We start from the raw sequence: 26,747 nt of genomic DNA, 5'->3' as shown, positions 1-26,747 counted from the left end.
CACGACTCCAGAAAAAGTGCGAGCCCGCATTATGGCCCACCCGCCGCGTCGGGAGCTTTCGTCAGCCTGTGGCGTTCGCGCGCACCCACTCCAGATAGGCGGCATGGCCACGTTCCACCGGAACCGCGATCAACTCCGGCAGGTCGTAGGGGTGCAGCTCCAGCAGGCGCGCCGTGAGCGCCTCGAACCGGGCGACGGTGGTCTTGATCAGCAACAGGGCCTCGCTGTCGGTGGTCACCGCGCCGTCCCAGCGATAGGTGGAGGTGATGCCGGGCAAGTGGTTGACGCAGGCCGCCAGGCGCTCCCGCACCAGCGCTTCGGCGATACGCTGCGCGCTGACCGCATCGGGGCAGCTGCAGTAACAGAGCAGGACGGTGGGGGGAGTCGGCATGGGCGGCGGCAGGAAGAAAAGTGCGCGATGTGATCGGGACGGGTCGATTTGCATGTTGGCCCTTGAAAGGCCGCCCGGTCTACCCAATTAGCTTGGGGTCCCCGGTTCAAAGTACTTGCAGCGGGGCGCTGCGGCGCTAAAATTGGCACTCATTTGCACCGAGTGCTAACAAGATAGCCGGTCCCGGTCTTGAAAGCCTTGTCCCACCTCAATCGACAGTTGGAGTCATCCATGAGCACACTGCGTCCGTTGCATGATCGCGTCATCGTCAAGCGTCTCGAAGAAGAGCGCGTTTCCGCCGGCGGCATCGTCATTCCCGACAGCGCCACCGAAAAGCCCACCCGCGGCAAGGTCGTCGCCGCCGGCACCGGTCTGATCATGAGCGACGGCAAGGTGCGCCCGATGTCGCTGAAGGCCGGTGACACCGTGTTGTTCGGCAAGTACGCCGGCCAGGAAATCAAGATCGACGGCGAAGATCTGGTGTTCCTGAAGGAAGACGACATCGTGGCTGTTATCGAAGGCTGATCAAGCAGGAAACATGCGGAGAAGCGAGAAAAGAGTAGAGCGCGTCAACCGCGCAGCCTCGGATCTCCTGCTCCTGCTGTTCCCTCGTTTCTCACTCCTATTCCCTCATTTCTAAAGGTTCAAGAAAATGGCAGCTAAAGAAGTACGTTTCGGCGAAGACGCCCGCGCCCGCATGCTGAAAGGCGTCAACACCCTGGCCAACGCGGTCAAGGTCACGCTCGGCCCGAAGGGTCGCAATGTCGTGCTCGAGAAGAGCTTCGGCGCCCCCACGATCACCAAGGACGGCGTGTCCGTCGCCAAGGAGATCGAGCTGGCCGACAAGTACGAGAACCTCGGCGCGCAGATCGTCAAGGAAGCCGCGTCCAAGACGTCCGACGTCGCCGGTGACGGCACCACCACCGCCACCGTGCTGGCCCAGGCGTTCATCCAGGAAGGCCTCAAGGCCGTCGCTGCGGGCATGAACCCGATGGACCTGAAGCGCGGCATCGACAAGGCGGTGATCGCCGCCGTCGGCGAGCTGAAGAAGCTGTCCAACCCGACCGCGAACGACAAGGAAATCGCCCAGGTCGGCACGATCTCGGCCAACTCCGACACCAACATCGGCGACATCATCGCCACCGCGATGAAGAAAGTCGGCAAGGAAGGCGTGATCACGGTCGAGGAAGGTTCGGGCCTGGAGAACGAGCTGGACGTGGTCGAGGGCATGCAGTTCGATCGCGGCTACCTGTCGCCGTACTTCATCAACAACCAGACCTCGCAGCAGGTCGAGATGGACGACCCGTACATCCTGATCCACGACAAGAAAGTGTCGAACGTGCGCGAGCTGCTGCCGGTGCTGGAAGCCGTCGCCAAGGCCGGCAAGCCGCTGCTGATCGTCGCCGAGGAAGTCGAGGGCGAGGCGCTGGCCACGCTGGTGGTCAACACCATCCGTGGCATCGTCAAGGTCGCCGCCGTCAAGGCGCCGGGCTTCGGTGACCGTCGCAAGGCGATCCTGGAAGACATCGCGGTGCTGACCAACGGCCAGGTCGTGTCCGAGGAAGTCGGCCTGTCGCTGGAGAAGACCACGATCGCCGACCTGGGTCGCGCCAAGCGCATCGTCATCACCAAGGAAAACACCACGATCATCGACGGTGCCGGCGAAGCGGAGAAGATCCAGTCGCGCATCGGCCAGATCAAGGCGCAGATCGAGGAGACCTCGTCCGACTATGACCGCGAGAAGCTGCAGGAGCGCGTGGCCAAGCTGGCCGGCGGTGTTGCCGTGATCAAGGTCGGTGCCGGCACCGAGATCGAGATGAAGGAAAAGAAGGCCCGCGTCGAAGACGCCCTGCACGCCACGCGCGCAGCGGTCGAGGAAGGCGTGGTTCCGGGCGGCGGCGTCGCGCTGATCCGCGCGCTGAAGGCGGTGGTCGGCCTGAAGGGTGACAACACCGATCAGGACCTGGGCATCGCGATCACCCGTCGTGCGCTGGAAGCGCCGCTGCGTGCGATCGTCTCCAACGCCGGCGAAGAGCCGTCGGTCATCGTCAACCGCGTCAAGGAAGGCACCGGCAACTTCGGCTACAACGCCGCCACCGGCGAGTTCGGCGACATGGTCGAGATGGGCATCCTGGACCCGACCAAGGTCACCCGCACCGCGCTGCAGCACGCTGCATCGGTTGCCGGTCTGGCGATCACCACCGAGGCGATCGTTGTCGAGCTGCCGAAGAAGGACGAAGGCCACGGCCATGGCGGCGGTGGCATGGGCGGCGGCATGGGCGGCATGGGCGGCATGGACTTCTAAGTCCCGCTTTCCAGATTGCACCAGTCAGGAAAAACCCCGCCTTGAGCGGGGTTTTTCTTTGCGGGAACTTGCCGATCGGGCGACCGAAAACGGGTCGGCAAGGACAAGCGCGGTCACCTCGCGTGGGGACTTCCGGTGGGATGGCAGACCTCGGCATCGATTCCATCCCTTCAGACGGGCGGCAAAAAAAACCGGCCCCGGGAGAGGGTTTCCCGGAGCCGGCTGTGCGCGCTATGGACTCAATGGCCGTGTGCGTCGACGTCTGCATTCACCCTGGCATCGGCTTCGACGGATGGTCCGCTCGTGGCATGGCTGACCATCTTCCCGCTTCTGCGTGCCGCATGTTCGCCGCTACGTGCCGCCGACCGGGCGTTGCGGCGAGCCCGATGGCTGACGGCGTGGCCGATCTCGCTGGCGCGGCGGCCTGCCGCGCCCGCATCCAGGGTGCCAGCGGTGCGAACTTGGGCTGCGGTGTTGCCGTGTGCGTCGACGGCTGCACGACCCCGATCGGCGGTCTTGCGGGTCAGGTCCGTCGCGTGGCGAGCGGTACGATGCAGGGTCTGGCCGGTCCGGGCGCCGGCCTGATCCAGCGTATGCGCGACCGGTGGTACCGCCACGCCCGCGTTCACGCCGGCGCCCACCTGGGCAGCACCGCCGAGATTGACCTGGGCGAACGCGGGGGCGGTCAGCATGCAGGCACCGGCGATATAAACAGCAAACAGAGTCTTGCGCATCAATGTGACCTCCAATCGGGGATGTGGGCCCCACCCTGGACGTGATGCCCCCACTGTCACGTGAACAGCGGGTCTCGGCTTAAGCGGGCAGACAGCTCGCTGAATTCAGGTTCAGGTGAATCGGGATCGATCCCGGTCTCGCCGGACGGCGGCACCCACGCACGTGGGATCGGCCGGATTCGCCCGAGCGGGCGAAGGGGCCCGAATGAACTGCGTCCGCCCGGGCCTAACGCGAGTGCGGGACCACCGCCGATGGACTGGCCGGGGCCTCGCCGCCGCGAGCCAAATCGGCCGCGGGAACCGCTGGCGTGTTCGGCAGCAACTTGTCCAGCTTGTTGCTCAGGCGCAGCTGGTCGACGCTGGCCATGGCCAGGTCGAGCTGTTGCTGTGCGCTGCCTTCGGTCGGGGGCGGTGCGCCCGGGGCTTCGGTGAGGGCGGCCAGCGAGGGGCCGACCAGTTGGGTCAGTGCGTAATACGGATCGTTGTGGATGCCGGCCTGCGCCAGCAACTTGCCGGGCAGCAGCCATGAGGCGGTATCCAGGTGGACCGGTTTGGCCAGGGGGTGCTGCGGGTCGACCAGCAGCCAGGTGCCAGCCTGGCTCAGCATGTCGCCGCCGTCGACGAAGCCGGCGATGTGATAGCTGTTGCTCAGCGCTGGCAGGTGATCGCCGTAGAACAGCACCAGACTGGGTCGCTTGCGCTGGGCCAGCCACTTCACCAGCCGGCCGAGTTCGGCGTCCGCATGGCCGATGTGATAGAGGTAGGTCTGCAGCTCCAGCTTGTCCCGGCCGGTGATGCCATCGGGCACCGGGATCGCATCGCGCTCGGCCGTGTTGGCCGGTTCGACGTCGTACGGGCCGTGTGCCTCGATACTGATGGCGAACAGGAACTGCGGCGGCCCCGAGTCCTTCAGCTGGGTCATGATTTCGTCGGTCATCGCGCTGTCGGCCATGTACTTGCCGTCTTTCGCGGCATCGGCGGGGAAAGCCGATTGCGACACGAAGCGATCGAAGCCGAGCGCCTTGAATGCGGTGGTGCGGTTCCAGAACGACGGATCGTTGCCATGCAGCGCCATCGTCGTGTAGCCATGCGCACTCAGCACACGCACCAGGCTCGGCAATGCCTTGTGACTCATCTGCAGGTAGGGGAACTGCAGGTTGTCGAAGTAGCGCAGCGACAACCCGCTGAGCACCTCGAATTCGGTGCGGATGGTGCCGCCGCCGAAGGTCGGGACGTGCAGCTCGCCGCTGATGCCGTGGGCAGCCAGCCGGCGCAGGTTCGGCAGGAAGTTGCTGTGCTCGTAGCCGCGCATGATGGTCGGATCGAACAGCGATTCGCTCTGCACCACCACGATATCGGGTGCTTCGGTGGCTGCCGTCGGCTCCTGCATCGATTGCAGCAAGGCGGGCTTCGACTGCTCGATCAGCTTCACCGCGGCAGCGCGGTCGGGCTTGTGCTGGCTGCCGCCATATTGCAGGTGGAACAGCATCAGCGAACTGATCAGGCCCGAATGCACGGTCGTCACGGACGCCGACCACGGCTCCAGCCAGAGCACCCTGGCGTTGTAGATCTTCCCCCACGCGGACACGCTGGCCAGCATGCTGAGCAGGGTCAGCGCCAGTATGCCGCCAGCGGCCAGCCGCTTGCGGCGATGCCGCCGGAACAGCGGCGGCTCGAACCGCCAGGCCATGACCACCAGCGCCAGCGCCCCGAGCAGGGCCAGATACGGCCAGGGGCTGTGCGGCAGATAACCCGCCAGCACATGCATGCCGCCCTTGCGCAACTGGCCGATCATGCGGAAGTCGTCCGGCAGCAGGGGCGTGCCGAGGTTGGCCACCTTGAGCAGGTTGACGCCGTACACCAGCCCTTCCAGCACGAAGGCCAGTCCGAACGACAGCAACGGGCGATTGCTCAGCGCCAGCAGCACGCCGGCCAGCAGCAGGCCTGGCAGTGCATTGGCCAGCGGGAATCGTGGCTGGTCGAACAGGCGCAGCGGAGCCACGCCGATCCCGCCATCGAGCAGGCCGGTCAGCAGCACGAACGCCAGCACCAGTGCCACCAGCAAGCCGATGCGCGGCAGCAGTACACGCCAGCGGGAAGGTGGGTTCGGGAAATTCTGGGGCATGCCAGTCCTGTGCTTGCTGTCATGGTATGGACAAACAAATGTAATCGGGCCTAGATGAACGGCAAGTAGGCATCCGGCGGGCGGTACTTTCGACGCTGAGTCCCGAGCCCGTGCGCAGTCAGACAACGCGCCGGCGCGTCAGGAGTGCACAGGGCCGGTCACGTGCGTTCCGGTCGGCAGGTGACACTGACTACGGCACAATGGACCGATGTCCCTGCATGAATCCCCCGCGCTGCGTGCACTGATCGACGATCGCTACGGCGATCTGGTGGCCCGTTGCCGGGCGGCGGGAGTGCCGCTGCACGACGATGCCGGTGTCGCCGAACGGATCCGGCGCACGGTGCTGGCCAGCGATTTCGCGTTCGACGTGTGGTGCCGCCAGCCACAGTTGCTGGCGCCGCAGGGGCTGGAGCGCTTGCGCTCGAGTGCCGATGCCAGCGCGCGCATCGATGCCTTGAAGCTGCCCGATGACGAAGCCGGCTGCATGGTCGCCCTGCGTCGCTTCCGCCATGCCGAGGCGTTGCGGCTGGTGTTCCGCGACGTCAACGGGCTGGACGAGCTGCCGGAAACCCTCTCCGCCACCAGCGTGCTCTACGAATCATTGCTCGGCGTGGCGCTGGACTGGTCCGAGCGGGCGCTGGCCCTGCGCTATGGCCACAGCCGCAGCCACGACGGCGTGCGCCAGCGGCTGCTGGTGATCGCCTTCGGCAAGCTCGGCGGCGGTGAGCTGAACTTCTCCTCCGATATCGATCTGGTGTTCGCCTACCCGCAAGGCGGGCAGACCGACGGCGCGCGTTCGCTGGACAACAGCGAGTACTTCGTGCGGCTGGGTCGCCAACTGGTGCGGCTGTTGCACGAGCCGACCATGGACGGCATCTGTGCCCGGGTCGACATGCGCCTGCGCCCGTTCGGCAACGCCGGGCGGCTGGCGCTGTCGTTCGCCGCGATGGAGCAGTACTACCAGAGCGAGGGACGCGATTGGGAACGCTATGCCTGGATCAAGGCGCGACCGGTAGCCGGCGATCGCGCCGACGGCAAGCAACTGCAGGAGCTGCTGCGGCCGTTCGTCTATCGTAAGTATCTCGACTACACCGCGTTCGCGGGATTGCGCGAGATGAAGGCGCTGATCGATGCCGAGGTCGCGCGCAAGGACCTGGCCGACAACCTCAAGCTCGGCCCCGGCGGTATCCGCGAGATCGAGTTCATCGTGCAGCTGGCGCAGCTGATCCGTGGCGGACGCGAACCCAGCCTGCGCGTGCGCGGCCTGTTGCCGGCGCTGACCGCGTGCGAGGCGCGCGGTCACATCCCGGCCACGCGGGCACGCATGCTGCGCGAGGCCTACATGCTGCTGCGCCGGGTCGAGAACCGGGTGCAGATGTTGCGCGATGCGCAGACGCACGACATCCCCGATGATGCGCTCAGTCGCGAGCGCATCGCGCTGAGCCTGGACTATCCGGACTGGGACACGCTGAACCAGGCGCTGGCCAGGCATCGCGCCATCGTCAGCGAGGAGTTTGCCGCGGTGCTGATGCCGCAGGATGGCCAGGCGGTGGGCGTGCCGGCGGCCGACGTGCGTTTGTGGCAGCTGGCCTGCGACGAGGCGCTCGATGTGGCCACGCTGGCGGCTTCCGGCTTTCCGGCGGCGGGCGAATTGACCGATGCGTTGCTGAAGCTGCCACAGGCGTCGCAGGTGCGCGCGATGTCGGCGCGTTCGCGCGAGCGCCTGGATCGCCTCATGCCGCAGTTGTTCAGTGCCGCGCGCGCCACCGCCGCGCCGGTACCGAGCCTGTTGCGACTGTGCCGGCTGATGCAGGCCGTGGCGCGGCGCTCGTCCTACCTGGCCTTGCTGGAGGAGCAGCCGGCGGCGCGCCAGCGGCTGGTCAGGTTGTTCGCCGACAGCGCGTTCCTGGCCGAGCGGGTGATCGCACAGCCGCTGCTGCTGGACGACGTGCTCGACCCGCGCATCGACCAGCTGCCATTCAAGCGCGCCGACATCACCGCCGAGATCGCCCGCGTGCTGAGTACGCTGGACGAGCGCGAGGCCGAGGCCGAGCTCGAGCGGATCAACGAATTCCGCTCGTCCACCGCGTTCCGGCTCGGGCTGGCGTTCAACGATACCCGCGTCGATGCGGTGGCTACCGCACGCCGGCTGGCCGCCCTCGCCGAGTCGGTGGTCAGTGCCGTGCTTGCGCTGGCCGAGCGCGAGCTGGTTGCTCAGCACGGGCGCCTGCCCGGTGACGGCTCCGGCTTTGCCGTGCTCGGTTACGGCAGCCTTGGTGGCGAGGAACTCGGCTTTGCCTCGGATCTGGACCTGGTGTTCGTCTACGACGGCCGTCGCGCGCAGGCGATGAGCGATGGCGCGCGACCGCTGGAAGGTGCCCGCTGGTATCAGCGGCTGGCCCAGCGGGTGATGAACTGGCTGACCGTGCTGACCCGTGCCGGGCGCATGTATGAGGTGGATACCCGGCTGCGTCCGGACGGCTCCAAGGGCCTGCTGGTCAGCAGCCTCGATGCGTTCATCGCCTACCAGCAGAGCCGCGCCTGGACGTGGGAGCATCAGGCGCTGCTGCGCGCCCGCCCGGTGGCCGGCGATGCCGCGCTCAATCGTGAACTGGGCGAGGTACGTCGCGGGATTCTTGCGGTGCCGCGCGAGCGCGCGACGGTCATGGCCGAGGTCAGCAGCATGCGCCAGCGCTGGCGCGCCGAACGCGACCGCTCGGACGAGCGCCAGCTCGATCTGAAACAGGGTCACGGCGCCCTGCTCGATATCGAATTCGCGCTGCAGGGACTGGTGCTGGCGCACGCGGCACGGCAACCGGGACTGCTCGGCGTCACCGCCAACGCCGGCCTGATCGAGGCCTGCCGCGCCGCCGGCCTGCTCGACAGCGCTCAGGCGGCGACGTTGACCCTGGCGCACGCCGAACTGCTGCGGCGCGCCCTGGCCTGCACGCTGGACCTGCGCTCGCGCATCGCGCCGCGCGATGCCGAACTGGAACAGCTGTGCACCGGCGTACGCCAGGTCACCGATGCCCTGGGTTTCAGCTTCGGCATGTCCGGCAGCCTGGCCTGAGCGTCGTGCAGATATGCCGAGGGAGCCGGGTGCGCCGGGCATGCGCCGCTTGTCCGACAGGTAGATCACGGGGCAAGATCGGGCGAAGTCGGCCCGGAAGCCGGGTGGCAGGGAAAATATCGACGTCGCGGCAGGGAGTGGCATGACACGAGCGCTGTACACGATCCTGTCCGTCATCGCGGTCTGCCTGACCGGTGTGCGACCCGCGGCGGCGCTGGATCCGCAGACGCCTTTCCATGCGATGGTGCTCGATCACTGGAGTGTCGAGCAGGGCCTGCCACAGATCACGGTGCTCGGCATGGCCGAGGATCGGGCCGGCTTCCTGTGGATCAATACGCAGAGTGCGGTGGCGCGTTTCGATGGCGCGCATTTCGTCACGTTCGACCGGGTTCGCACCGGGGTCGACACCAGCATGCTCGTTGCGGCGTGGGCCGACCCGCTCGGGCAGGTCTGGTTCGGCGGTACGCACGGCCTGTTGCGCGAGCGCGACGGTCATTTCAGCGCATGGGGTGGCAACGCGGTCAACGCGATCGCCGATGCCGGCGATGGCACGCCGTTGCTGGCCACCTCGAAGGGTCTGGCACGTGTACGCGACGGCAGGATCGTTCCGCTGGCAGGCTTCGCCGGGCCGGCCTTCAGCCTGCTGCGCGTTGGCAAGACGCTGTGGATCGGTGGCCTGGGACGCGTATGCCGTCTCCCCGCGCCGATCGACGGGTCAACCTTGACATGCGTCGGGCTGGATTCCGCAGGCCATCAGCCGGTGCCGATTACCCACCTGGCCAGCACGGACGGAAGCCTGTGGCTGGGTACGCACGGCGGGCTGATGCGACTGGACGGAAATCGCATCGTGCCCGCCGGGCTGAGCCATGAACTCGACACCATCTCGATTGAAAGCCTGCTGGCCGACCGTGCCGGCGCGTTGTGGATCGGCACCGTGCCGGCGCTCTATCGACATCTGCCCGGGGCGGCCCCGGAACGGGCCGATGACGACGATATCGTGCACCACCCGTGGGTGCAGGCACTGTTCGAGGATCGCGCCGGCAATCTCTGGATGGGTACGCATATTGAAGGGCTGTACCGGGTCTGGAATGGCTGGACACGGCGCGTGTCGACCCGTGACGGGGTCGCCGATGCGCTGGTGTGGAGCATTGCGCGTGCGCCGGATGGCGGGATCGTGTTCGGCACCAATTCCGATGTGGAAACCTTCGACGGCAGCCGCGCGCGCCCCCTGATCGCCGGCAGCGACTTGCCGAATCCCTCGGCGTACGAGCTGTACTACGACCGCCGAGGCCGCCTGTGGGTCGGCACCCGCGCCGGCCTCGCGATTTACGACCACGACCGCAACGTGACCCCGGCAGCCCTGTCCGCGCTGGATCGCTGGCAGATCAACGACATCCGCGAAGTGGCCGCCGACGATTTCTGGGTGGGTACATCCGGGGGCCTGTATCGCTGGCATCAGGGGAACCTGCAACGCCTCGATCCGGATGCCTCGGCGGCCGCGGCGACCATCCGTTCGATTTTGCCGCTGGCGGCGAATCACCTGTATCTGGGGACCGAGGATGGCGTGCGCGAATGGCGGCACGGCGAATGGCTGCAACCGGCCTGGGCCGAGCCGTTGCGCGGCCATTTCGTCACCCGCCTGGCTGCGCTCGGGCCGGGCCTGATCGGCATCGGCACGATGGACGCCGGTGTCGGTGTCCTGCAGGCCGGGCGACTGCGCATGACCGACCGGAAGGACGGCCTGCCCAGCGACAACGTCTGGACGCTCGATGTACTCGACGGTGAGCTTTATGCCGGTTCGATGGTCGGCGTATGGCGCTTGCCGCTCGTGCAATTGCCGTTGCCCGGTTCGCCGGTGCGCCGGGTCGCGCCGCAGCTGCTTGCCGGTGAGGAACGTGCCACCAGCCTGCGCAATACCCACTGCTGCAACGGCGGTGGGGGTGCGCGCAGCCTGGTCGATGGCGACGTCATCTGGTACAGCACGACCGATGGCGCGCTGGGGCTGAACACGCGCGCGCTCAGCTCACGGCCGACGGCACCGGCGGCGATGATCGAATCGATCGAGCACGACGGCCGGCGGTTCCCGGGCGAGGCATTCGATTTGCGCCGCGGTGCGCGCGACCTCGCGATCACCTACACGGCACCCTATCTGCGCATCGGCGCCATGCGCTTTCGCTATCGGCTGGAAGGTTACGACGCGGCCTGGCAGGAAGCCGGGAGTCGGCGCACCGCGTTCTACACCCATCTGCCGCCCGGAAAATACCGTTTCCGTGTGGCGGCGACGCTCGCCGGTACACCCGGATTCGGCCCCGAGGCGGATCTGGACATGGAGGTCGCGCCGCATTGGTATGAACGCACCCTGGTACGCGGTGCGGCCTTCCTGCTGCTGGGCCTGGCGATCGTGCTGCTGGTCAGGTGGCGCCTGCTTGTGCAGGCTCGGCGCAATGCGTGGCTGGAGGCGGAAGTCGCCGGGCGCACGGAACAGCTTGCGCGGGCGATCGAGCGTCTGCGCGTGAGCAACCTCGCGCTGGCCCAGGAAAGCCATACCGATACCTTGACCGCGCTGCACAATCGGCGCTACCTGATGACGCGTCTGCCCGGGATACTGTCGGACAACGACCGCATCGGTGTGCTGCAGGTCGACATCGACTATTTCAAGCAGGTCAACGACCGCTATGGCCACGCCGTGGGCGACGCCGTATTGCGCGAGCTGGGCCGGCTGATCACGGAGGTGCGACGCGACAGCGACATTACCGTGCGCTGGGGCGGAGAGGAGTTTCTGCTGCTGTTGCAGCACATGGATGCCGCTGGCGTGATGAACATCGCCGAACGCCTGCGCCGTGATATCGCCGCACAGGATTTCACGGACGGCCGTGGCGGCAAGCTGCGGCTTACCTGTTCAATCGGCTTCAGCACGCACCCGATTACCGCCTACGCGGACACCGCCACCTTCGAGGCGGCACTCGAGCTGGCCGATCTTGCCCTCTATCGAGCCAAGCGCGATGGCCGCAATACCTGCGTAGGGCTGATCGTCAGCACGCTGCTGCCCGCCGAAATCATGCGCGGGCCTCTTGCGCCGCAACTGGATGCGCTGCTGGCATCGGATCGGCTGCGCTGGGTACGACTGGTGTCATGAGCGACCCATCTGGGCCGCGCGGATCCTTTCGCGCAGGGTGCCTGCGATCGCCGTGGTCTCCCGCAGCGGTGGCGCTCGTCCCGCCCAAGGTGGCTCGCCGAACCGCTGCAGCAAGCCGGCTTCACGCAGCGCCTGATGAAACCGCTCCAGCTTCGCAGGCAACGGTGCGTTGACGAAGGTCTGCACCGGACAACCCGTGGCACAGGCTTCGCTGAGCATGTTGACCGAGTCCGGGGTGACCAGCAGACGATCGGCCCAGCCCAGCACGCCGGGATAAGGGTTGGCGCCATCGCTGCGGTCGGCCCAGACCAGGCCGGGCATCTCCTTGAGTGCATCGCGGAAGATTCCGATCACGGCGGCCGGCGTCCTTCTCGAGGCCAGCACCAGCAGGCTGCCACCTTCGCGTTCGCGGGCGTCAAGCAGGTGGGTGAGCAACTCGCGAGCGTACGCGGCGTCCAGCGCGATGCCCTGGCGCGGACCACCGAGCAAGACGCCGACGCGGGGACGCGGCAGATCCGCAAAGCTCGGGCAGGAAGCGCGACCATCGGCGAGCCAGGTATCGTCGATCGGGTTCAATGAACCCAGCAGCCGGACCACGTTGGTGCCGTGAACCCGATCGTGCCGGGGGGCGATCACCAGGTCCCAGTGCGCGGGATCCATGCGCGGGTCGAGGATCTGCACGGTGTAGCAGCGCCCCCCGGACAGCGGGCGCAGCAGGCGGGTGAACAGCGCCGCGGCGCGGCCGCAGCCGATCGCCACGCTGGGCCACGGTGGCGAGAAAAGTTCGCGCTGGGCGGCAGGCAAGGCGGGCCGGCCCCCCAGCATCAGGCGCGGCGCCAGCCATGACCAGGGTCTGCGTGGCTCGAGGATCAGATGCCGGACGGGCAGGCCGAGCAGCTCGGCCAATGCCAGCGCCTGGCGCTGGTTGCCGGCGGCGGTATCGGTGATGACCCAGCACTCTCCCTGCAGCTTCGGCATGGTCATGGGTACCGCGGCATTGTTTCGCAAATGAACACAGTATGTTCTCCGGAGCCATGGCCTGTTCGTCGGCGCCCACCTATACACTGACCAGCTTGGCGCCGCCGTCGGCGCGTCTTTCAATGGAGGATACCCATGAGCGAGTTGCTTTCCGAGCGCGCCCTCGACCAGCTGTTCCGCAATGCCCGCACCTTCAACGCCTGGTTGCCGAAGGACGTCAGCGACGAGCAGCTGCAGCAGATCTACGAGCTGGCCAAGTTCGGACCCACCAGCGCCAACAGCTCGCCGATGCGCGTGGTCTTCGTGAAGTCGAAGGATGCCAAGGCCAGGCTGGAACCGTTCTTGTCCGAGGGCAACCGGGCCAAGACCATGGAGGCGCCGGTGACCGCGATCATCGCCACCGACCACGAATTCCACGAGCAGCTGCCGAAGCTGTTTCCGCATGCGGATGCGCGCAGCTGGTTCGTCGGCAACCAGCCGCTGATCGACACCACGGCGTTTCGCAACGCGACGCTGCAGGGCGCCTATGTGCTGATGGCGGCGCGCGCGCTGGGGCTGGATTGCGGTCCGATGTCCGGCTTCGACAATGCCGCCGTGGACGCGGCATTTTTCGCGGGCACCGCCATCAAATCGAATTTCCTCATCAGCATCGGTTACGGCGATGCCAGTCGCAACCTGTTTCCACGCAGTCCGCGTCTCGCGTTCGACGAAGCCTGCAAGATCGCCTGAAGCAACCTGGTATCCACCCCCATCCCAAGGAGTCATGCGCCCATGCGTTCACTGAAATATCTCGTCCTTGCCGGTCTGCTCGGCGCCGTCGTGTCGGTGCAGGCCGCCCCGGTAACCTACAAGCTCGATCCGAACCACACGATGGTGCTGTTCAGCTGGAATCACTTCGGCTTCTCCAACCCCACCGCCGATCTCGGCCTGGGCGAAGGCACCGTGGTGTTCGATGAGCAGCACCCGGCCGACTCCAGCGTGGAGGTGAGCCTGCCACTGGCGGGGCTCGACACCCATGTGCCGGCACTGGACGAGCATCTGAAGAAACCGGACTTCTTCAACGCCGACAAGTACCCGGTGGTGACGTTCAAGAGCACGGCGGTGCAAGCGCTGGGCGGCAACCGGTTCAAGGTGACCGGCAACCTCACGGTGCACGGCGTGACCCGGCCGGTGGTGCTGGACGCGACCCTGAACAAGGTCGGTCCGCATCCGATGACCAAGGTACCGTCGATCGGCTTCGATGCCACCGCGAGCCTGAAGCGCTCGGATTTCGGTGTCGGTGCCTATGTGCCCAACGTCAGCGACGAGATCAGCATCCGCATCACCACCGAAGGCTCGGTGCCGAAGACCGGCACGGCCAGGTAAGCAAGGCGGGCAAAGAAAAACCGCGCTGGCAGCGGCGCGGTTTTTTTGTGCGCGTCGGTGATCAGTCCGATTTCACGCCGGCGTCTTTCATCGCTTCCAGCTTGCCCAGGTCGATGCTGGTGACCGCCTGCTTCAACTGCTCGATGCTGCCGACGTTGCCGTTGGCCTTGACCGTGAAACGCTTGCCCATCACCACGCTGTATTCACCGTACCTGGACTGGGTATTCCACTCCTCGTGGATCAAGTGGCCGTCGGCGGTATAGGTCTTCTCGTAACCGTGGTCGGTCTCCTTCTCTTCCTCCGGGGCCATCGCCGTGGCCATCGCGATGAAACCCTTCGCTCCGCCGGTATCGGTGACTTCGAGGGTGATGTGCTGGCCATTGTCGCCGGCGTATTCACCGGTTGCCTCGGAGACCTGCATGCCCATCGCATTGTTGCGCTGGGCCGAGCTGCTGGTGCGCTTGAGGGTGCCCAGGCTGTCCGGCAGGAAGGCCTTGATCTGGTCCGGCGCGAGCGCCTCGACCGGGCCGCCGGCGCCCGAGATCGCGCCGATCATCTTGCCCATCGCCGCCGACTGCGCGGTGCTGTCGCCGGACTTCTGCGCCGCGTCCAGTTCCTTGCCGGCCTTCTCGGCGCGCTTGCCGATGGCGGCGAGCTGGCCGAGCGCGCTGTTGCTGTCGATGGTGACGCTGTCACTGTCGCCGTTGGCGCCGGTGACGTGGATGCCGCTTATCGCGGCGCCACTCATCGCGGCTGTACCGATCACCCCCACGACGACGATACCGATGATCCAGCTCAGCACGATCGCGATGATCACGCTGACCGCGGTATAGCCACCGGCCTTATCGGCTGGACACATCATGGTATGCGGCAGGCCCAGGTAGAGCAGGTAGATGGCGTACACCGCGCCGGCAATGGCAATCAGCCAGCCCAGCCACGGCACGATGATCGCGATGCCGGCGATCCAGCTGGCGGTCCACGAGTAGGCCACGACCTTGAGCGCCTGCAGCATGCTCTTCTGGCCACCGAATGTCGGCGCCAGCGCGTCGATGATCAGGGCCATCACGTAAATCAGCACCATCACCAGGGCGTAGTGCAGCAACATGCCGACCAGGCCCATGCCGATCGGTGTGCGCACGGTGATGCCGAAAGCGCTGCTGCCGATCAGGCTGCCCTTGATGAAGCTCGCAATGGCCGGCAGGGCGGCGATGATCGCGATGTAGCCGGTATACAGTCCGCCGACCGTGTCCGCTTCGGCGGCAACGATGGGCCATTCGGTCCGCGGTGTGGTCAGGATGTTCTTGACGCGTGAGATGATTTTTCCGGAATCCATGGTCTGCTCCCGAATCAGTTGGGTAGGCCCGGCGCAGGGCGCCTGGCCGAAAAGGATGTACCCGCTTTCGTGACAAGCTCTGCAGCAACCTGGCGGCTGAACATGACGGCCGATTCTTCCCCGCTTCCCCTGTTCCGTCCCCCGACGGAAGGCTGCAGCCTGCTACCATTTGCGGCCTGATGTCCAGTCCGGAGTTCACTGATGTCGCCCACCCTTTCCGCGACGGTGCCACTGGTGCCGGCAAATGCCGAAAATCGTTACGAAGTGACGCGTGCCGACCTGCCGTTGTCCTGTCCCATGCCCGGCATGGTGCTGTGGAATTCGCATCCGAAGGTGTATCTGCCGATCGTCGATGACGGCGGCGAGTCAACCTGCGCCTACTGTGGCGCGCGATACGTCCTGCGCGACTGACCGGACGGCTTCACTCCCGGCGCTTGCGGCACTATTTTTGCATGCCTCCAGGGAATGAAAGCCTCCAGTCCCGAGCTCATGTCCAGCATCTCCGCGCCTGCCAAGCTGCTGACCGTGGTCCAACTGATCCCTGCACTGCATTCCGGCGGCGCGGAGCGATCGGCGCTGGAAATTGCCCGGGCACTGGTACAGGCCGGTCACCGCTCGGTGGTGATCTCGGCGGGTGGACGGCTGGTCGAGCAGTTGCAGGCCGAAGGCAGTGAGCATGTAACGCTGGACCTCGGCCGCAAGTCACTGCTGACGCTGATGCGGCTCGGGACCCTGCGGCGCGTGCTGCGCGAGCTCAAGCCGGATATCGTGCACGCCCGCTCGCGCCTGCCGGCATGGCTGGGCTGGTGGGCACTGAAGGGTATGAGGCCGCAGCCGCATTTCGTCACCACCGTGCACGGGCTCAATTCGCCGGGGCGCTACAGCGCGATCCTGCTGCGCGGCGAGCGGGTGGTGGCGGTTTCGCAGACACTGCGCGATTACGTGCTCAGCCATTACCGCTGGCTCGAGCCGGCCCGGGTGCGGGTGATTCCGCGCGGCATCGATCCGGAGGCGTTTCCGTACGGGCATCGACCGGACGATGCGTGGCAGAAGGCATTTTTTGCCGAGTTCCCGGTCCTGGCCGAAGCGCCGTTGCTGACCCTGCCAGGTCGCGGCACGCGGCTGAAGGGTCATCACGACGCGATCGAGTTGCTGGCCGACCTCAAGCGTCGCGGGATCGAGGCGCGCCTGCTGCTGCTCGGGGTGATCGAGCCCGGACGCGAGGCGTACGTGGCCGAGCTGCGCGAGCTGATCCACTTGCGCGGCCTGGCCTCGCAGGTGGTGCTGGCACCGCCACGCCACGACATCCGCGACATCTATGCGGTTTCGGCGCTGGTGCTGCAGTTGTCGAACAAGCCCGAATCGTTCGGACGCACGGTGATCGAGGCGCTGTCGCTGTGCCGTCCCGTCCTCGGTTACGCGCACGGCGGCGTCGGCGAACTGCTGGCCGAACTGTATCCGGCCGGGCGGGTTCCCCCGGGGGATCGCGAGCGGCTGGTCGAGCGAGCGGCGGAGTTGCTGCGCGTGGCGCCGTCTATCTCGCCGCTGCAGAGCTACCGCCTGACCGACATGCAGCAGGCGACCTTGGCGTTGTACGACGAAGTCAGCGGCAGCTGATCCAGCCGGTCGTGAATGCCGGCGTCGCAGGCGTTCCGGCTCGCCTACAATGCGTGATCGCCTACGACCCGGCTCGCGCATGAATTCCCTCGGTAACTCCATCAAGGCCGCACTGCGCTCGCCCTTGCTGCCCTTCTGGCTGGTGATCGCGTTGCTGCCGTTCGGCCGCAGTTCGGAGCTGGGCACGTTCCTTTGCCTGCTTGGCGTCATCATGCTGTTTGCGCGCGATCCGCGCGCCCTGCAGCAACATGCCGGGGCGCGCCTGTTGTTGTGGTTGCTGGCGGCCTATGTGGGAGCGGCGCTGTTTTCCGCCTTCGACGCGATCATGCCGGGCAAGAGCTGGAGCACCGTGATCGCATTGCTGCGCTATGTGCCACTGGGCCTGTATGCGTGTTTCGCGATCCGCCGCGAACGCAAGCTGCAGGCGCTGTATACGGCCGTTGCCGTGGTGCTGGGTCTGTGGTGCGTCGATGCGTGGCTGCAGGCGTTCACCGGCTGGAGCCTGGGCGGGCATGCCGAGGCGGAGCGTGTCTCGGGCATCTTCGGGGCGGACAATCTCAAGCTGGGGCCGACCCTGGCGGTGCTGTCGCCGTTTGCGCTGTGGGCGGCACGCCGGCACTGGGGCATGCGTGGCCTGCTGCTCGCCTTCTTGCTGGTACTGGGGCCGGTGCTGCTGGCCGGCTCGCGCGCGGCCTGGTTGTGCTATGCGCTGGTGATGCTGGGATTTGCCTGGCATGAGGCGGGATCGCTGCGGCGCTTTGCCGGGCTCTGCGTGGTGGCGGTCACCCTGCTGGCGCTCGCCGGTGGCGTTGCCTGGAAAACCTCGGCGCGTTTCCATGATCGGATGGAGCGCACCCTGCTCGTGCTGCACGGCAACGATCAGTCCATCGATACCGCGCTCAGCGGCCGGCTGGACATCTGGCACACCAGCCTCGGCATGATCGCGGCGCACCCGTTCAATGGCGTCGGTGTCCGTGGATTCCGCTATGCCTACCCGCTTTACGCGCCGGCGAATGACCATTTCGTGGTCTCCACCGAGGCCTGCGGTGTCGGCGAGGGCGCCTGTCACGCCCATCAACTGCTGCTGGAGGTGCTCACCGAGACCGGCACGCTGGGCCTGCTGCTGTGGCTCGCAGCGGTCACGCTGGCGTGGCGCGCCTGGCGCCGGGTCGGCGTGGCGGCGCGGACGCGGGCCTTTCCGGTCACCCTGGCACTGGCCGTGATGCTGTTCCCGCTGAATACGCACCTGGCCTTCTATTCGGCCTGGTGGGGCTTGCTGTTCGGCTGGCTGCTGGGGCTGTGGTGTGCGAGTCTATTTGTAGCCGGCATCCCTGCCGGCACAGCAGAAACCGGCATCCATGCCGGACTCTTCAAAGAAGCGCTTCCTCGGGAGAGTCACGATGGAGCGTGAGTTGCTGTCGGTGGTGGTGACCACGTTCAACAACGCCGACACCCTCGACGCCTGTCTGCGCGGCGTGGGCTGGGCCGAAGAGATCGTGGTGCTGGACTCCGGTTCGACCGATGCGACGCTGGCGATTGCCGCGCATCACGGCGCGCGCATTCATGCGCAGCCGTTTGCCGGTTACAGTGCGCAGAAGCAGGCGGCGATCGATCTGGCCAGCCATCGCTGGGTGCTGCTGCTGGATTCGGACGAGTCGATCGGCGAGGAGGCCGCCGCACTGCTGCAACGGACCCTGGTGGCACCTGCGCATGCGGGCTATCAACTGTGGCGCCGCGAGTGGCAGTTCTGGCGCTGGCAGTCGGCGCGCACCCGGCTCAACCACTACGTGCGGCTGTTCGATCGGCAGCGGGCGCGGATGAGCGGCCACGAGGTGCACGAGTCGGTGCTGGTCGAGGGTTCGGTCGGCGTGCTCGACGCGATCATCGATCACTACGGCGAACCCGATATCGCCGGACGCACCGCCAAGGCCAACCGCTACTCCAGCATGCAACTGGCCGACCTGGCCCAGCGCAGGGTGACCTGGCTGCGGCTGCGCATGGTGGCGTACCCGACGGTGGCGTTCCTGCGCTACTACCTGTTGCGCGGTCATTACCGATCGGGCTGGGCGGGTTTCATCGCGGCGCGGGTCCACGCGTTCTACGCCTTCCTGAAATACGCCAAGCTTTACGAGGCGCGTCAGCGCCAGCTGCACCGAGGCGAGCCCGATCAGTAGATGTTCGGAGCACCCGGTGGTCGCGTCTTGAATCGCTTGTGCACCCACAGGTATTGCTCGGGTGCCTCGCGCACCATCTGCTCGATGCAGGCGTTGATGCGGGCGGTGTCGGCCAGCGCATCGGTGCCGGGAAAGTCCTGCAGCGGCGCGCCGAGGCGCAACGCGTAGCCCTGGCCTGCCGGCAGGCGGCGATGGAAGAACGGGATCACCACCGCGCCGGCCATGCGCGCCAGGTGGTGGGTGGCGGTGATGGTGGCTGCCGGCACGCCGAAGAACGGCGCGAACACGGTGTCCTTGCTGCGCATGTCCTGATCAGGTGCATACCACAGCGTGCCGCCGGCGCGCAGGTATTTCACGGTGCCGCGGATGTCGTCCTTGTCGAACATCGCGGCGGCGTAGTGCAGACGTGCCCGCAGCACGACCCACTCGAATACGTCCGAGTCCATGCGACGGTACATACCGGCGATGCGGATGCGCTGCGAGACCAGCCGCGCGCACAGTTCCAGGTGCGAGAAGTGACCCCCGACCAGCAGCACGCCCTTGCCCTGCGCGCGCGCAGCTTCGAGATGCTGCAGGCCGTCGATGCGGGTGGGAATCTCCGCCATGCGGCGATCGGTGCCCATCCAGCCCAGCGCGAATTCCACCAGCATCAAGCCGATGTCGCGCAGGTTGGCGTCGACCAGTGCCTTGCGGGCGGTGGCATCGAGTTCGGGGAAACACAACGCGATATTGGCTTCGGCGATGCGCCGGCGCGCAGACGGAATCCGCAGCACCAGGCCACCGATCCGACGACCGAGCCACAGCAGCGCGCGCTGCGGCAATCGGGCGATCAGCCAGATCACGGCGACGCCCAGCCACGCCGGCCAATGGCGCGGGACAAGCAGCGAGCGGTTGAAACTGGGACGGAGCATGCCGGGCATCGTCGGCATTGTAGCGGGCTGTCCTCGTTCCGGCTCGCGCCGGCCGCTCTCGCTATACTCGCCCGTTTACTGCGGGGATCGAACGTTGCGCTACCTGTACACCTTCGCCATGTTCCTGGTGACGCCGCTGCTGGTGCTGCGGCTGCTGGCGCGCGGGGTGCGATCGCGGCCATATCACCGGCGCTGGCTCGAGCGCTTCGGCATTTTCGATACCCCCGGAATCACCGGCAGCTTGTGGGTGCATGCGGTATCGGTCGGCGAGGTGAATGCAGCGGAGCCGTTGATCAAGGCGTTGCGCAGGGACTATCCGAATGCGCCGCTGGTCATCACCACGGTCACGCCGACCGGCACGGCGCGCGTGCACCAGCTGTTTGGAGACAGCGTGTTCCATGTCTACCTGCCGTACGACCTGCCATTTTCGGTGAATCGTTTCCTGAAGAGGATCCGGCCACGGCTGGCCCTGATCGTCGAAACCGAGATCTGGCCGAACCTGTATTTTGCCTGCCGCCGTCGCGGCATTCCGCTGATGATCGTCAACGCACGACTGTCCGAGCGATCCATGCGCGGCTACAAGCCGTTGCGTAGTCTGGCGCGATCTGCGCTGCGCTGTGTGCAGTTGATCGCGGCCCAGTCGCGCACCGATGCCGCCCGTTACCGGCTGCTGGGGGCCGATCCGGAACAGGTCCTGGTCACGGGCAACATGAAATTCGACATGCCGATACCACAGGATGCGGTTGCCGCCGGTGCGGCGATGCGCGAACACTGGGGCCCGCGGCGACCGGTGTGGATGGCGGCCAGTACCCACGAAGGTGAGGAACTGGCGGTACTCGAGGCGCACCTGAAGGTGTTGAAGCGATTTCCGGATGCGCTGCTGGTGCTCGCGCCGCGGCATCCGGAGCGGTTCCGGCTGGTCGAAAATGCAGCGCGCAGCCTGGGATTCACGGTCGCCACGCGCAGTGTCGACGGCGTCCCCTTGCCGGTGCACCAGGTGTGCGTGATCGATGCGATGGGTCAGTTGATGCCGTTCTTTGCGGCAACGGACGTGGCCTTTGTCGGCGGCAGCCTGGTGCCGATCGGCGGCCACAATGTGCTGGAGCCGGCGGCCCTGTCCGTCCCGGTACTGGTGGGCCCGTATACGTTCAACTTCGAGGAGATCACTGACAGCCTGATCGAGCAGGGCGGCGCCGAACGGGTGCCGGATGCCGATCAGCTGGGTCCGGACGTGCTGCAGTTGCTGCTCGATGGTGGCAAGCGTGAGCAGATGGGGCAGGCGGCGCAGCGGGTCTTCGAGCGCGAGCGCGGAGCCGTGCAGAGGATCATGCAGCTGATCGACACGCTGCTGCAGGAATAGGCCGCATCGTCGAATGGATGCATCGCAAGACGGCCGGCTGCGAACCCGGCCGTCTTGCTGTCCGCGTGCTGCGATTTACTCCAGCAGCGCGTTGATTTCCTCGATGTTCTTCAGGTCGGCGGTGCCGGCGGCCTGCTGCAGCAGGAGCTTGTTCAGGATGAACTGATGACGGGCCTGCGAGTAGTTGCTTTCCGACTGGGTCAGGGTCTGGATCGCCAGCAGCACGTCGGTGAAGGTCTGGGTCCCGACCTCGAAACCGGCGCGGGTCGCTTCCAGTGCCTTCTGACCGGATTCCACCGAGGCCTTGCTGGACTCCACCTGGGATATGCCGGCGATCACCGACCGATAGTAGTTCAGGGTGTCCTGCACGATCTGCCGACGCTGCAATTCCATCGCATCGGTGGCGGCATCGCGCTGGTAGATCGACTGGCGTACGCGTGACTGGGTGGCGCCGCCGGAGAAGATCGGCACGCTCAGGGTCAGGCCGATGGTGGTCGACGGGCGGGTGTCCTGATGGATACCGCCATTCTGGTACCAGCTCGAGTTCTTGCCGTAGGTGACGTTCGCGGAAATGGTCGGCAAATGACCGGCGCGGGCGGCCGTGATGTTGTGCTGGGCCGTTTCCACATTGTCCTTCTGCGCCTGCAGGGTGGGGTTGCTTTGCAGGGCCTGCTTGACCCAGCTGTCCGGATCGGTCGGTGTGGGTGGCTGCAACGGCAGGTCGTCGCGCAGCTTCTTGAGCTCGCCGATCGGCTTGCCGGTGATCACGCGCAGCGCCTCGCGGTCGTTGTCGAGGGTGTTCCGTGCAGCGATCGACTGGGTCTTGGCGTTCTCGTAATAGGCCTTGGCCTGGTACACATTGGTGATCGCGGAGAGTCCGACCTTGTATTGCTGGTCGGCCTGATCGTACTGGCGCTTGTAGGCATCCTCGTTGGCCTTGGCGAAGGCCAGCTGATCCTCGTCGTTCAGCACCGTGAAATAGGCGGCGGTCACCCGCACGTACAGGTTCTGCAGGGCCGCTTCGTAGGTCGCATCCTGGGCATTCGCGGCCGAATGCGCCGCCTTCAGGTTGGCATATTTGCTGAAATCGAAGATCGTCTGGCTGAGCGTGCCATCGATGCTGCGCGTGCGGGTGTGCCCGAACTGGCTGGTGCTGATGAACTGGCCGGGGTTGTTCGGATCCTGGACCGCGCCGCTGCCCCCGCCATTGGTCTGGCTCAGCGTGAGTCCTGCCGAGATCTGCGGCAGCAGCAAGGCGCGCGCCTGTGGTACGCCCTCGCCGGTGGCCAGCCGGGTGGCATCGGCCTGCGAGAGCACCGGATCGTTGGCGCGGGCATCACGATAGGCATCGAGCAGATCCTCACCATGGCTGGGCAACGAGATGGCGGCCAGGGCCAGTGCAAGGGTGAGCAGCTTCAAGCGCATGAGGTGCCTCGTGGAGTCGTTCGGGAACGAAGTCAGAATACGAACCGCTTCGGCGGCTCGGCGTGGGTCAGATACGGCAGGTCAGTCTCGAACAGGGTTTCTTCGCGATAGCGGCCGGTGCCCTCATGCGTCAGCAGGGTGGCATGCTGCGCCGGGGACTGGCCGCGCACGACCAGCGCCCGGGCAGCGGGCTTCAGCCAGGTCAGCCAGCGCGGCGGAATCTCGAACACCGCGCCGGTCACCACCAACGCGTCGAACAGGCCATCCGGCTGCCAGTCACCGACCGCTTCGCCGGTGAGTACGGTAGCGTTGCTGATGCCCGCGGCGCGCAGGCGCGCCGTGGCCGCCGCGGTGAAGTCGGCATGGATATCCACGCTGGTCACCTGCGCCGACAGGCTGGCCAGGCAGGCGGTGAGGAAGCCCGAGCCGGTACCGATTTCCAGTACGCGATCGGTGGGCAGCAACTCCAGCGCCTGCAGCACGCGGCCTTCCACCACGGGTTTCATCATCACTTCGCCGTGCCCCAAGGGCAGGCACAGGTCGGCAAAGGCGAGCTGGCGATGTTCCGCGGCAACGAAATCCTCGCGGCGCACGCGGCTGATCACGTCCAGTACGCGAGCGTCCAGCACTTCCCATGGGCGAACCTGGTTTTCCACCATGTTCAGTCGCGCCTGCTCGATATTCATTGCCATCTGCTGGTGTCCCGTGCGGATCAAAAAGGTCAAGAAGGATAAGTGCTTGTGCACGGCCCCACAATGACATGCCCGACAGTGGCTAGCCTGCCGGTTGTACGCCGGCTGACGAAGTGCCGGAAGTCATCGCGAGCAGCTGACGGGCGTCACCCGTTCGAACGCGCCCACCATCGTTGACGCAGCCATCGACGGGTGTCAGCTTGGAAAATAAATGAACCGATGCGTATAATAAAGCTGGAATTCCCGTTTGTGAAGGTGGAGGCATGAATACCAGCGCGCAAATCAGACCCCAGGGCCCCGGTCGCCCGAAGGATATGGAGAAGCGTGCCGCGATCCTGAGTGCAGCGAAGGCATTGTTCATACGCAATGCATTTGCCGGTACCAGCATGGATGCCATCGCGGCCGATGCTGGCGTGTCGAAACTCACGGTCTACAGTCATTTCGGTGACAAGGACAATCTGTTTCGCGAAGTGATTCGCTCGCGCATCCAGGACCTGCTGCCGGAGGAGACGTATTTCTTCGACCCGCAAGCCGATATCGAGGAAACCCTGTTGCGGGTCGCCCTGACGCATGCTCGCCTCGACTGCAATGCGGAAACCGTGGGCACCTTCCGCGCCATTCTCAGCGACTGTCGCCAGGGCAATCCCCGCTACGGCAAGTTGATCTGGGAAGAGGGGGCGATGCGTACACATGGCTTGATGGAACGCTTGCTGCAGCAGGCGGTTGACGCCGGCAAGCTGGACATCGATGACGTGCCGCACGCCAGCGTGCAATTCATCACCTTGATCAAGGGCAATCTGATGATGCGCCAGATGTTCGGTTGCACCGAGTGCCCCGAGAGCTATGCCAGGGAAATCGAGACCACGGCGCGAGCCGGCGTCAAGATGTTCCTGCGGGCCTACCTGCCGCGTTGATGTGCGGCAATTTGTCCTGATTTTCTGCTCGATCGGGTGGATTCGGGAGTCTCCGGTCCAGCGATGACAAGGCCGGCCCGGCCGCCGGCTCTACCCGTGAACAAGCCTGACGGTGCATACTTCGGACCCTTGCAGGGTGAATGGCATACCGTTCGGTGAGCGTGTCGGAACGCCATCGCACCTACGTAGCGAAGCCCATTCCCGAAGTCGAGGTCGGTTCATGAAGCTCAAGACGTCCTTCATACAACTGCCACTGTTGTTTGATGCCCAGCGCCTGCTTGCCGAAATCAATGCGCTGGACGCCTCGTGCTGGCGCGACCACCCGCAGAAATTTCCGGGCAATTTTGCGCTGCCGCTGATCTCGGTGGAGGGCGATCCGGCAAACGATGGTGTTGCCGGCCCGATGCGGCCCACACCCTACCTCGAGCATTGCCCTTACCTGATGCAGGTGCTGGAGAAAATCGGCGCCGTATGGGGGCGCAGTCGTCTGATGAAATTGAGCGGGCATGCCGAGGTCAAGCCGCATGTCGATCTGAACTACTACTGGCGCGAACGTGTGCGCGTCCATGTTCCCGTCGTCACACAGCCGGCCGTGCGCTTCATCTGTGGAGACGAGGAAGTCAACATGAAAGCGGGGGAGTGCTGGCTCTTCGATACCTGGCGCATGCACCGGGTGATCAACGACGCCGCCGCCGAAAGAATCCACCTGGTGGCGGATACCGTCGGCAGCGAACGCTTCTGGAACACCGTCGATCGTGGACGTGACCCGTTCGCCGGATCCGTGACGGAGAACTGGCATCCGGAAACGTTCAGCGGCTTGGCATCGCCATCGCCGCCGCGCCTGACGTACGAGTCGGTGAACTTCCCGGATGTCATGACGCCCTGGGAACTGAGGGAACATCTGCTCTTCCTTCTCGACGACACCCGGCCGCACGAGCAGCTTGCCCGGGTGAGGCAGATCGCTTCCCGTTTCATTACTGTCTGGCAGGAGATCTGGGCGGCACATGGCGATGCCCCGCACGCATGGCCGATCTATCGCGAGAAACTGGATGCCTTCGAACAGCAGATTCACCGTTTTGCCGGAGAGTTGAAGTTCAACAGCAACATGTCCTTCATCGAAGGCATGAACGGGCTGATTTTCATAGGTGCGCTGGGCGATCGCCGGCAGCCGACTGCCACGCAAGGCATGAGGCGGGCATCGTGATGCAACCTTTCAAGACGGAAGCTTCACGGGATCCCGTATTCGATCGTCCAGTCTTCATCATCTCCCCGCCCCGATCCGGCTCGACCCTGCTGTTCGAAACGCTGGCGCAGGCACCGGGCCTGTTCACTACCGGCCGGGAAAGTCATGGCTTGATCGAAGGCATCACCAGCCTGAATCCGGCGTTCCGCGGCTACGATTCCAATCGACTCGACGCATCGTCCGCAACGCCGGCCGTGGTTGACGAGTTGCGCCGGCGCTTCCATTCGCAGATGCGCGATCGCGACGGGCAGCCGCCGGCGCGACAGCCATACCGGCTGCTGGAAAAGACCCCGAAGAACGCGCTGCGCATTCCGCTTCTGGCACGGGCCTTTCCGGAGGCGCAGTTCGTTTACCTGTACCGCGATCCGCGCCAGACCCTGAGCAGCATGATGGAGGCCTGGCAGTCCGGAAGGTTCCGTACCTATCCGCAGCTGCCCGGCTGGACCGGGTTGCCCTGGTCCCTGCTGTTGATACCGGGTTGGCGCGAGCTGGTCGGCCGACCACTGGAGGAAATCGTGGCGGTGCAGTGGGAAACCACCACGCGTATCCTGCTGGACGACCTGTCGGTATTCCCGCCGGATCGGTGCCACAAGATCCGCTATGACGAGTTCCTCGCCGCCCCGGCTGCGGAGATGAAAAGCCTGTGCAATGCATTGGGACTCGAATGGGACCGGCCGCTCGATGCCGCTCTTCCGTTTTCCCGCTACACCGTCTCCCGGCCAGCACCGGACAAATGGCGCCGTCACGCCGACCTGATCGAGCGGGTTCTTCCCGGCCTGCAGGCCACGCTCGATCGTGCCGAACGATTCGCGGTGCGCTGACCGGGCGGCTTCGCCGAGATCGCATTCGCGTGACAGCCTGGTTGCGGTGCTGTTCTTCACCTGACTTTTCCGCCCGGCTTTATAGGCTCACTGGACAATCTTAGACATCGACCCGACTGGCGGGTCGACATCCATGCAATGTCCCCAGGAGCA

Annotated in this window: 22 protein-coding genes; 14 read left to right on the top strand and 8 right to left on the bottom strand. The window is 65.8% G+C overall.

The window, feature by feature from the left end; all coding sequences use genetic code 11:
- Nucleotides 1–61 precede the first annotated feature (61 nt).
- A complete protein-coding gene (gene cutA / locus ACFPPA_RS16305; protein WP_377321832.1) occupies nucleotides 62–391 on the bottom strand; it encodes a divalent-cation tolerance protein CutA in 330 nt (109 codons plus the stop codon).
- Between the two features lie 231 nt (nucleotides 392–622).
- On the opposite strand from cutA, the gene ACFPPA_RS16300 reads away from it, so the two are divergent.
- Both ACFPPA_RS16300 and groL read left to right on the top strand, forming a co-directional pair.
- Nucleotides 623–916 carry a co-chaperone GroES gene (locus ACFPPA_RS16300; protein WP_377321830.1) on the top strand — a complete coding sequence of 98 codons (294 nt, stop codon included), beginning with the start codon at nucleotides 623–625 and terminating at the stop codon, nucleotides 914–916.
- Between the two features lie 127 nt (nucleotides 917–1,043).
- Nucleotides 1,044–2,696: a chaperonin GroEL gene (gene groL / locus ACFPPA_RS16295; RefSeq protein ID WP_377321828.1), complete on the top strand. Its 1,653-nt coding sequence runs from the start codon at nucleotides 1,044–1,046 to the stop codon at nucleotides 2,694–2,696.
- A 239-nt stretch (nucleotides 2,697–2,935) separates the two neighbouring features.
- Here groL and ACFPPA_RS16290 read toward each other — a convergent pair whose 3' ends face one another.
- Both ACFPPA_RS16290 and ACFPPA_RS16285 read right to left on the bottom strand, forming a co-directional pair.
- A complete protein-coding gene (locus ACFPPA_RS16290) occupies nucleotides 2,936–3,430 on the bottom strand; it encodes a hypothetical protein (RefSeq protein WP_377321826.1) in 495 nt (164 codons plus the stop codon).
- A gap of 226 nt (nucleotides 3,431–3,656) precedes the next feature.
- Nucleotides 3,657–5,555 (bottom strand): LTA synthase family protein, encoded by a 1,899-nt coding sequence (locus ACFPPA_RS16285; RefSeq protein ID WP_377321824.1) that lies wholly within the window; start codon nucleotides 5,553–5,555, stop codon nucleotides 3,657–3,659.
- Between the two features lie 208 nt (nucleotides 5,556–5,763).
- On the opposite strand from ACFPPA_RS16285, the gene glnE reads away from it, so the two are divergent.
- Nucleotides 5,764–8,625 carry a bifunctional [glutamate--ammonia ligase]-adenylyl-L-tyrosine phosphorylase/[glutamate--ammonia-ligase] adenylyltransferase gene (gene glnE / locus ACFPPA_RS16280; protein WP_377321822.1) on the top strand — a complete coding sequence of 954 codons (2,862 nt, stop codon included), beginning with the start codon at nucleotides 5,764–5,766 and terminating at the stop codon, nucleotides 8,623–8,625.
- 142 nt (nucleotides 8,626–8,767) lie between these two features.
- A complete protein-coding gene (locus tag ACFPPA_RS16275; RefSeq protein WP_377321820.1) occupies nucleotides 8,768–11,761 on the top strand; it encodes a diguanylate cyclase in 2,994 nt (997 codons plus the stop codon).
- Here ACFPPA_RS16275 and ACFPPA_RS16270 read toward each other — a convergent pair.
- Nucleotides 11,756–12,739, bottom strand: a complete 984-nt coding sequence (locus tag ACFPPA_RS16270; RefSeq protein ID WP_377322234.1) for a mitochondrial fission ELM1 family protein — start codon at nucleotides 12,737–12,739, stop codon at nucleotides 11,756–11,758. The two genes, ACFPPA_RS16275 and ACFPPA_RS16270, sit on opposite strands and share 6 nt — an antisense overlap.
- Before the next feature lie 135 nt (nucleotides 12,740–12,874).
- Between ACFPPA_RS16270 and ACFPPA_RS16265 the strand changes: the two genes are divergently transcribed.
- Together ACFPPA_RS16265 and ACFPPA_RS16260 are read left to right on the top strand one after the other, a co-directional pair.
- Complete coding sequence (locus ACFPPA_RS16265) at nucleotides 12,875–13,468, top strand: malonic semialdehyde reductase (protein WP_377321818.1); 594 nt, start codon at nucleotides 12,875–12,877, stop codon at nucleotides 13,466–13,468.
- A 42-nt stretch (nucleotides 13,469–13,510) separates the two neighbouring features.
- A complete protein-coding gene (locus tag ACFPPA_RS16260; protein WP_377321816.1) occupies nucleotides 13,511–14,104 on the top strand; it encodes a YceI family protein in 594 nt (197 codons plus the stop codon).
- Between the two features lie 61 nt (nucleotides 14,105–14,165).
- Here the strand turns inward: ACFPPA_RS16260 and ACFPPA_RS16255 are convergent, their stop codons facing one another.
- Entirely contained in the window at nucleotides 14,166–15,437 is a 1,272-nt protein-coding gene (locus ACFPPA_RS16255; protein WP_377321814.1) for a Yip1 family protein, read from the bottom strand.
- A gap of 201 nt (nucleotides 15,438–15,638) precedes the next feature.
- Here ACFPPA_RS16255 and ACFPPA_RS16250 point away from each other — a divergent pair, with 201 nt between their 5' ends.
- The 4 genes from ACFPPA_RS16250 to ACFPPA_RS16235 all read left to right on the top strand — a co-directional run bounded on the left by ACFPPA_RS16250 (nucleotide 15,639) and on the right by ACFPPA_RS16235 (nucleotide 19,228).
- Nucleotides 15,639–15,848 carry a zinc-finger domain-containing protein gene (locus ACFPPA_RS16250; protein WP_377321812.1) on the top strand — a complete coding sequence of 70 codons (210 nt, stop codon included), beginning with the start codon at nucleotides 15,639–15,641 and terminating at the stop codon, nucleotides 15,846–15,848.
- Nucleotides 15,849–15,926: 78 nt separating this feature from the next.
- Complete coding sequence (locus tag ACFPPA_RS16245; RefSeq protein WP_377321810.1) at nucleotides 15,927–17,054, top strand: glycosyltransferase; 1,128 nt, start codon at nucleotides 15,927–15,929, stop codon at nucleotides 17,052–17,054.
- 79 nt (nucleotides 17,055–17,133) lie between these two features.
- A complete protein-coding gene (locus tag ACFPPA_RS16240; RefSeq protein WP_377321808.1) occupies nucleotides 17,134–18,465 on the top strand; it encodes an O-antigen ligase family protein in 1,332 nt (443 codons plus the stop codon).
- Nucleotides 18,455–19,228 carry a glycosyltransferase family 2 protein gene (locus ACFPPA_RS16235; protein ID WP_377321806.1) on the top strand — a complete coding sequence of 258 codons (774 nt, stop codon included), beginning with the start codon at nucleotides 18,455–18,457 and terminating at the stop codon, nucleotides 19,226–19,228. The genes ACFPPA_RS16240 and ACFPPA_RS16235 overlap by 11 nt, the downstream gene beginning before the upstream one ends.
- On the opposite strand, the gene lpxL is transcribed toward ACFPPA_RS16235, so the two are convergent.
- The gene (gene lpxL / locus ACFPPA_RS16230) at nucleotides 19,222–20,139 is read right to left on the bottom strand and encodes an LpxL/LpxP family Kdo(2)-lipid IV(A) lauroyl/palmitoleoyl acyltransferase (protein ID WP_377321804.1); all 918 of its coding nucleotides are present in this window, start codon (nucleotides 20,137–20,139) and stop codon (nucleotides 19,222–19,224) included. The two genes, ACFPPA_RS16235 and lpxL, sit on opposite strands and share 7 nt — an antisense overlap.
- A 94-nt stretch (nucleotides 20,140–20,233) precedes the next feature.
- Between lpxL and waaA the strand changes: the two genes are divergently transcribed.
- The gene (gene waaA / locus ACFPPA_RS16225; protein ID WP_377321802.1) at nucleotides 20,234–21,499 is read left to right on the top strand and encodes a lipid IV(A) 3-deoxy-D-manno-octulosonic acid transferase; all 1,266 of its coding nucleotides are present in this window, start codon (nucleotides 20,234–20,236) and stop codon (nucleotides 21,497–21,499) included.
- A gap of 75 nt (nucleotides 21,500–21,574) precedes the next feature.
- Here waaA and ACFPPA_RS16220 read toward each other — a convergent pair whose 3' ends face one another.
- Together ACFPPA_RS16220 and ACFPPA_RS16215 are read right to left on the bottom strand one after the other, a co-directional pair.
- Nucleotides 21,575–22,924: a TolC family outer membrane protein gene (locus ACFPPA_RS16220; protein ID WP_377321800.1), complete on the bottom strand. Its 1,350-nt coding sequence runs from the start codon at nucleotides 22,922–22,924 to the stop codon at nucleotides 21,575–21,577.
- A 32-nt stretch (nucleotides 22,925–22,956) separates the two neighbouring features.
- Nucleotides 22,957–23,616, bottom strand: coding sequence for a protein-L-isoaspartate O-methyltransferase family protein (locus ACFPPA_RS16215; RefSeq protein ID WP_377321798.1), 660 nt, complete (start codon nucleotides 23,614–23,616; stop codon nucleotides 22,957–22,959).
- 314 nt (nucleotides 23,617–23,930) lie between these two features.
- Here ACFPPA_RS16215 and ACFPPA_RS16210 point away from each other — a divergent pair, with 314 nt between their 5' ends.
- The 3 genes from ACFPPA_RS16210 to ACFPPA_RS16200 all read left to right on the top strand — a co-directional run bounded on the left by ACFPPA_RS16210 (nucleotide 23,931) and on the right by ACFPPA_RS16200 (nucleotide 26,594).
- On the top strand, nucleotides 23,931–24,530 hold the full coding sequence (locus tag ACFPPA_RS16210) for a TetR/AcrR family transcriptional regulator (protein ID WP_377321796.1): 600 nt from the start codon (nucleotides 23,931–23,933) through the stop codon (nucleotides 24,528–24,530).
- 220 nt (nucleotides 24,531–24,750) lie between these two features.
- Nucleotides 24,751–25,734, top strand: coding sequence for an aspartyl/asparaginyl beta-hydroxylase domain-containing protein (locus tag ACFPPA_RS16205; RefSeq protein WP_377321794.1), 984 nt, complete (start codon nucleotides 24,751–24,753; stop codon nucleotides 25,732–25,734).
- Complete coding sequence (locus tag ACFPPA_RS16200) at nucleotides 25,734–26,594, top strand: sulfotransferase family protein (protein ID WP_377321792.1); 861 nt, start codon at nucleotides 25,734–25,736, stop codon at nucleotides 26,592–26,594. Before ACFPPA_RS16205 ends, ACFPPA_RS16200 begins: the two co-directional genes overlap by 1 nt.
- Nucleotides 26,595–26,747 lie beyond the last annotated feature (153 nt).

It is taken from the genome of Rhodanobacter ginsengisoli, from assembly GCF_042657065.1.
In the GTDB taxonomy this organism is placed as follows: Bacteria; Pseudomonadota; Gammaproteobacteria; order Xanthomonadales; family Rhodanobacteraceae; genus Rhodanobacter; species Rhodanobacter ginsengisoli.
The sequence above is the reverse complement of the archived record's forward strand: the minus strand, read 5'-3'. Positions and strand labels throughout refer to the sequence as shown.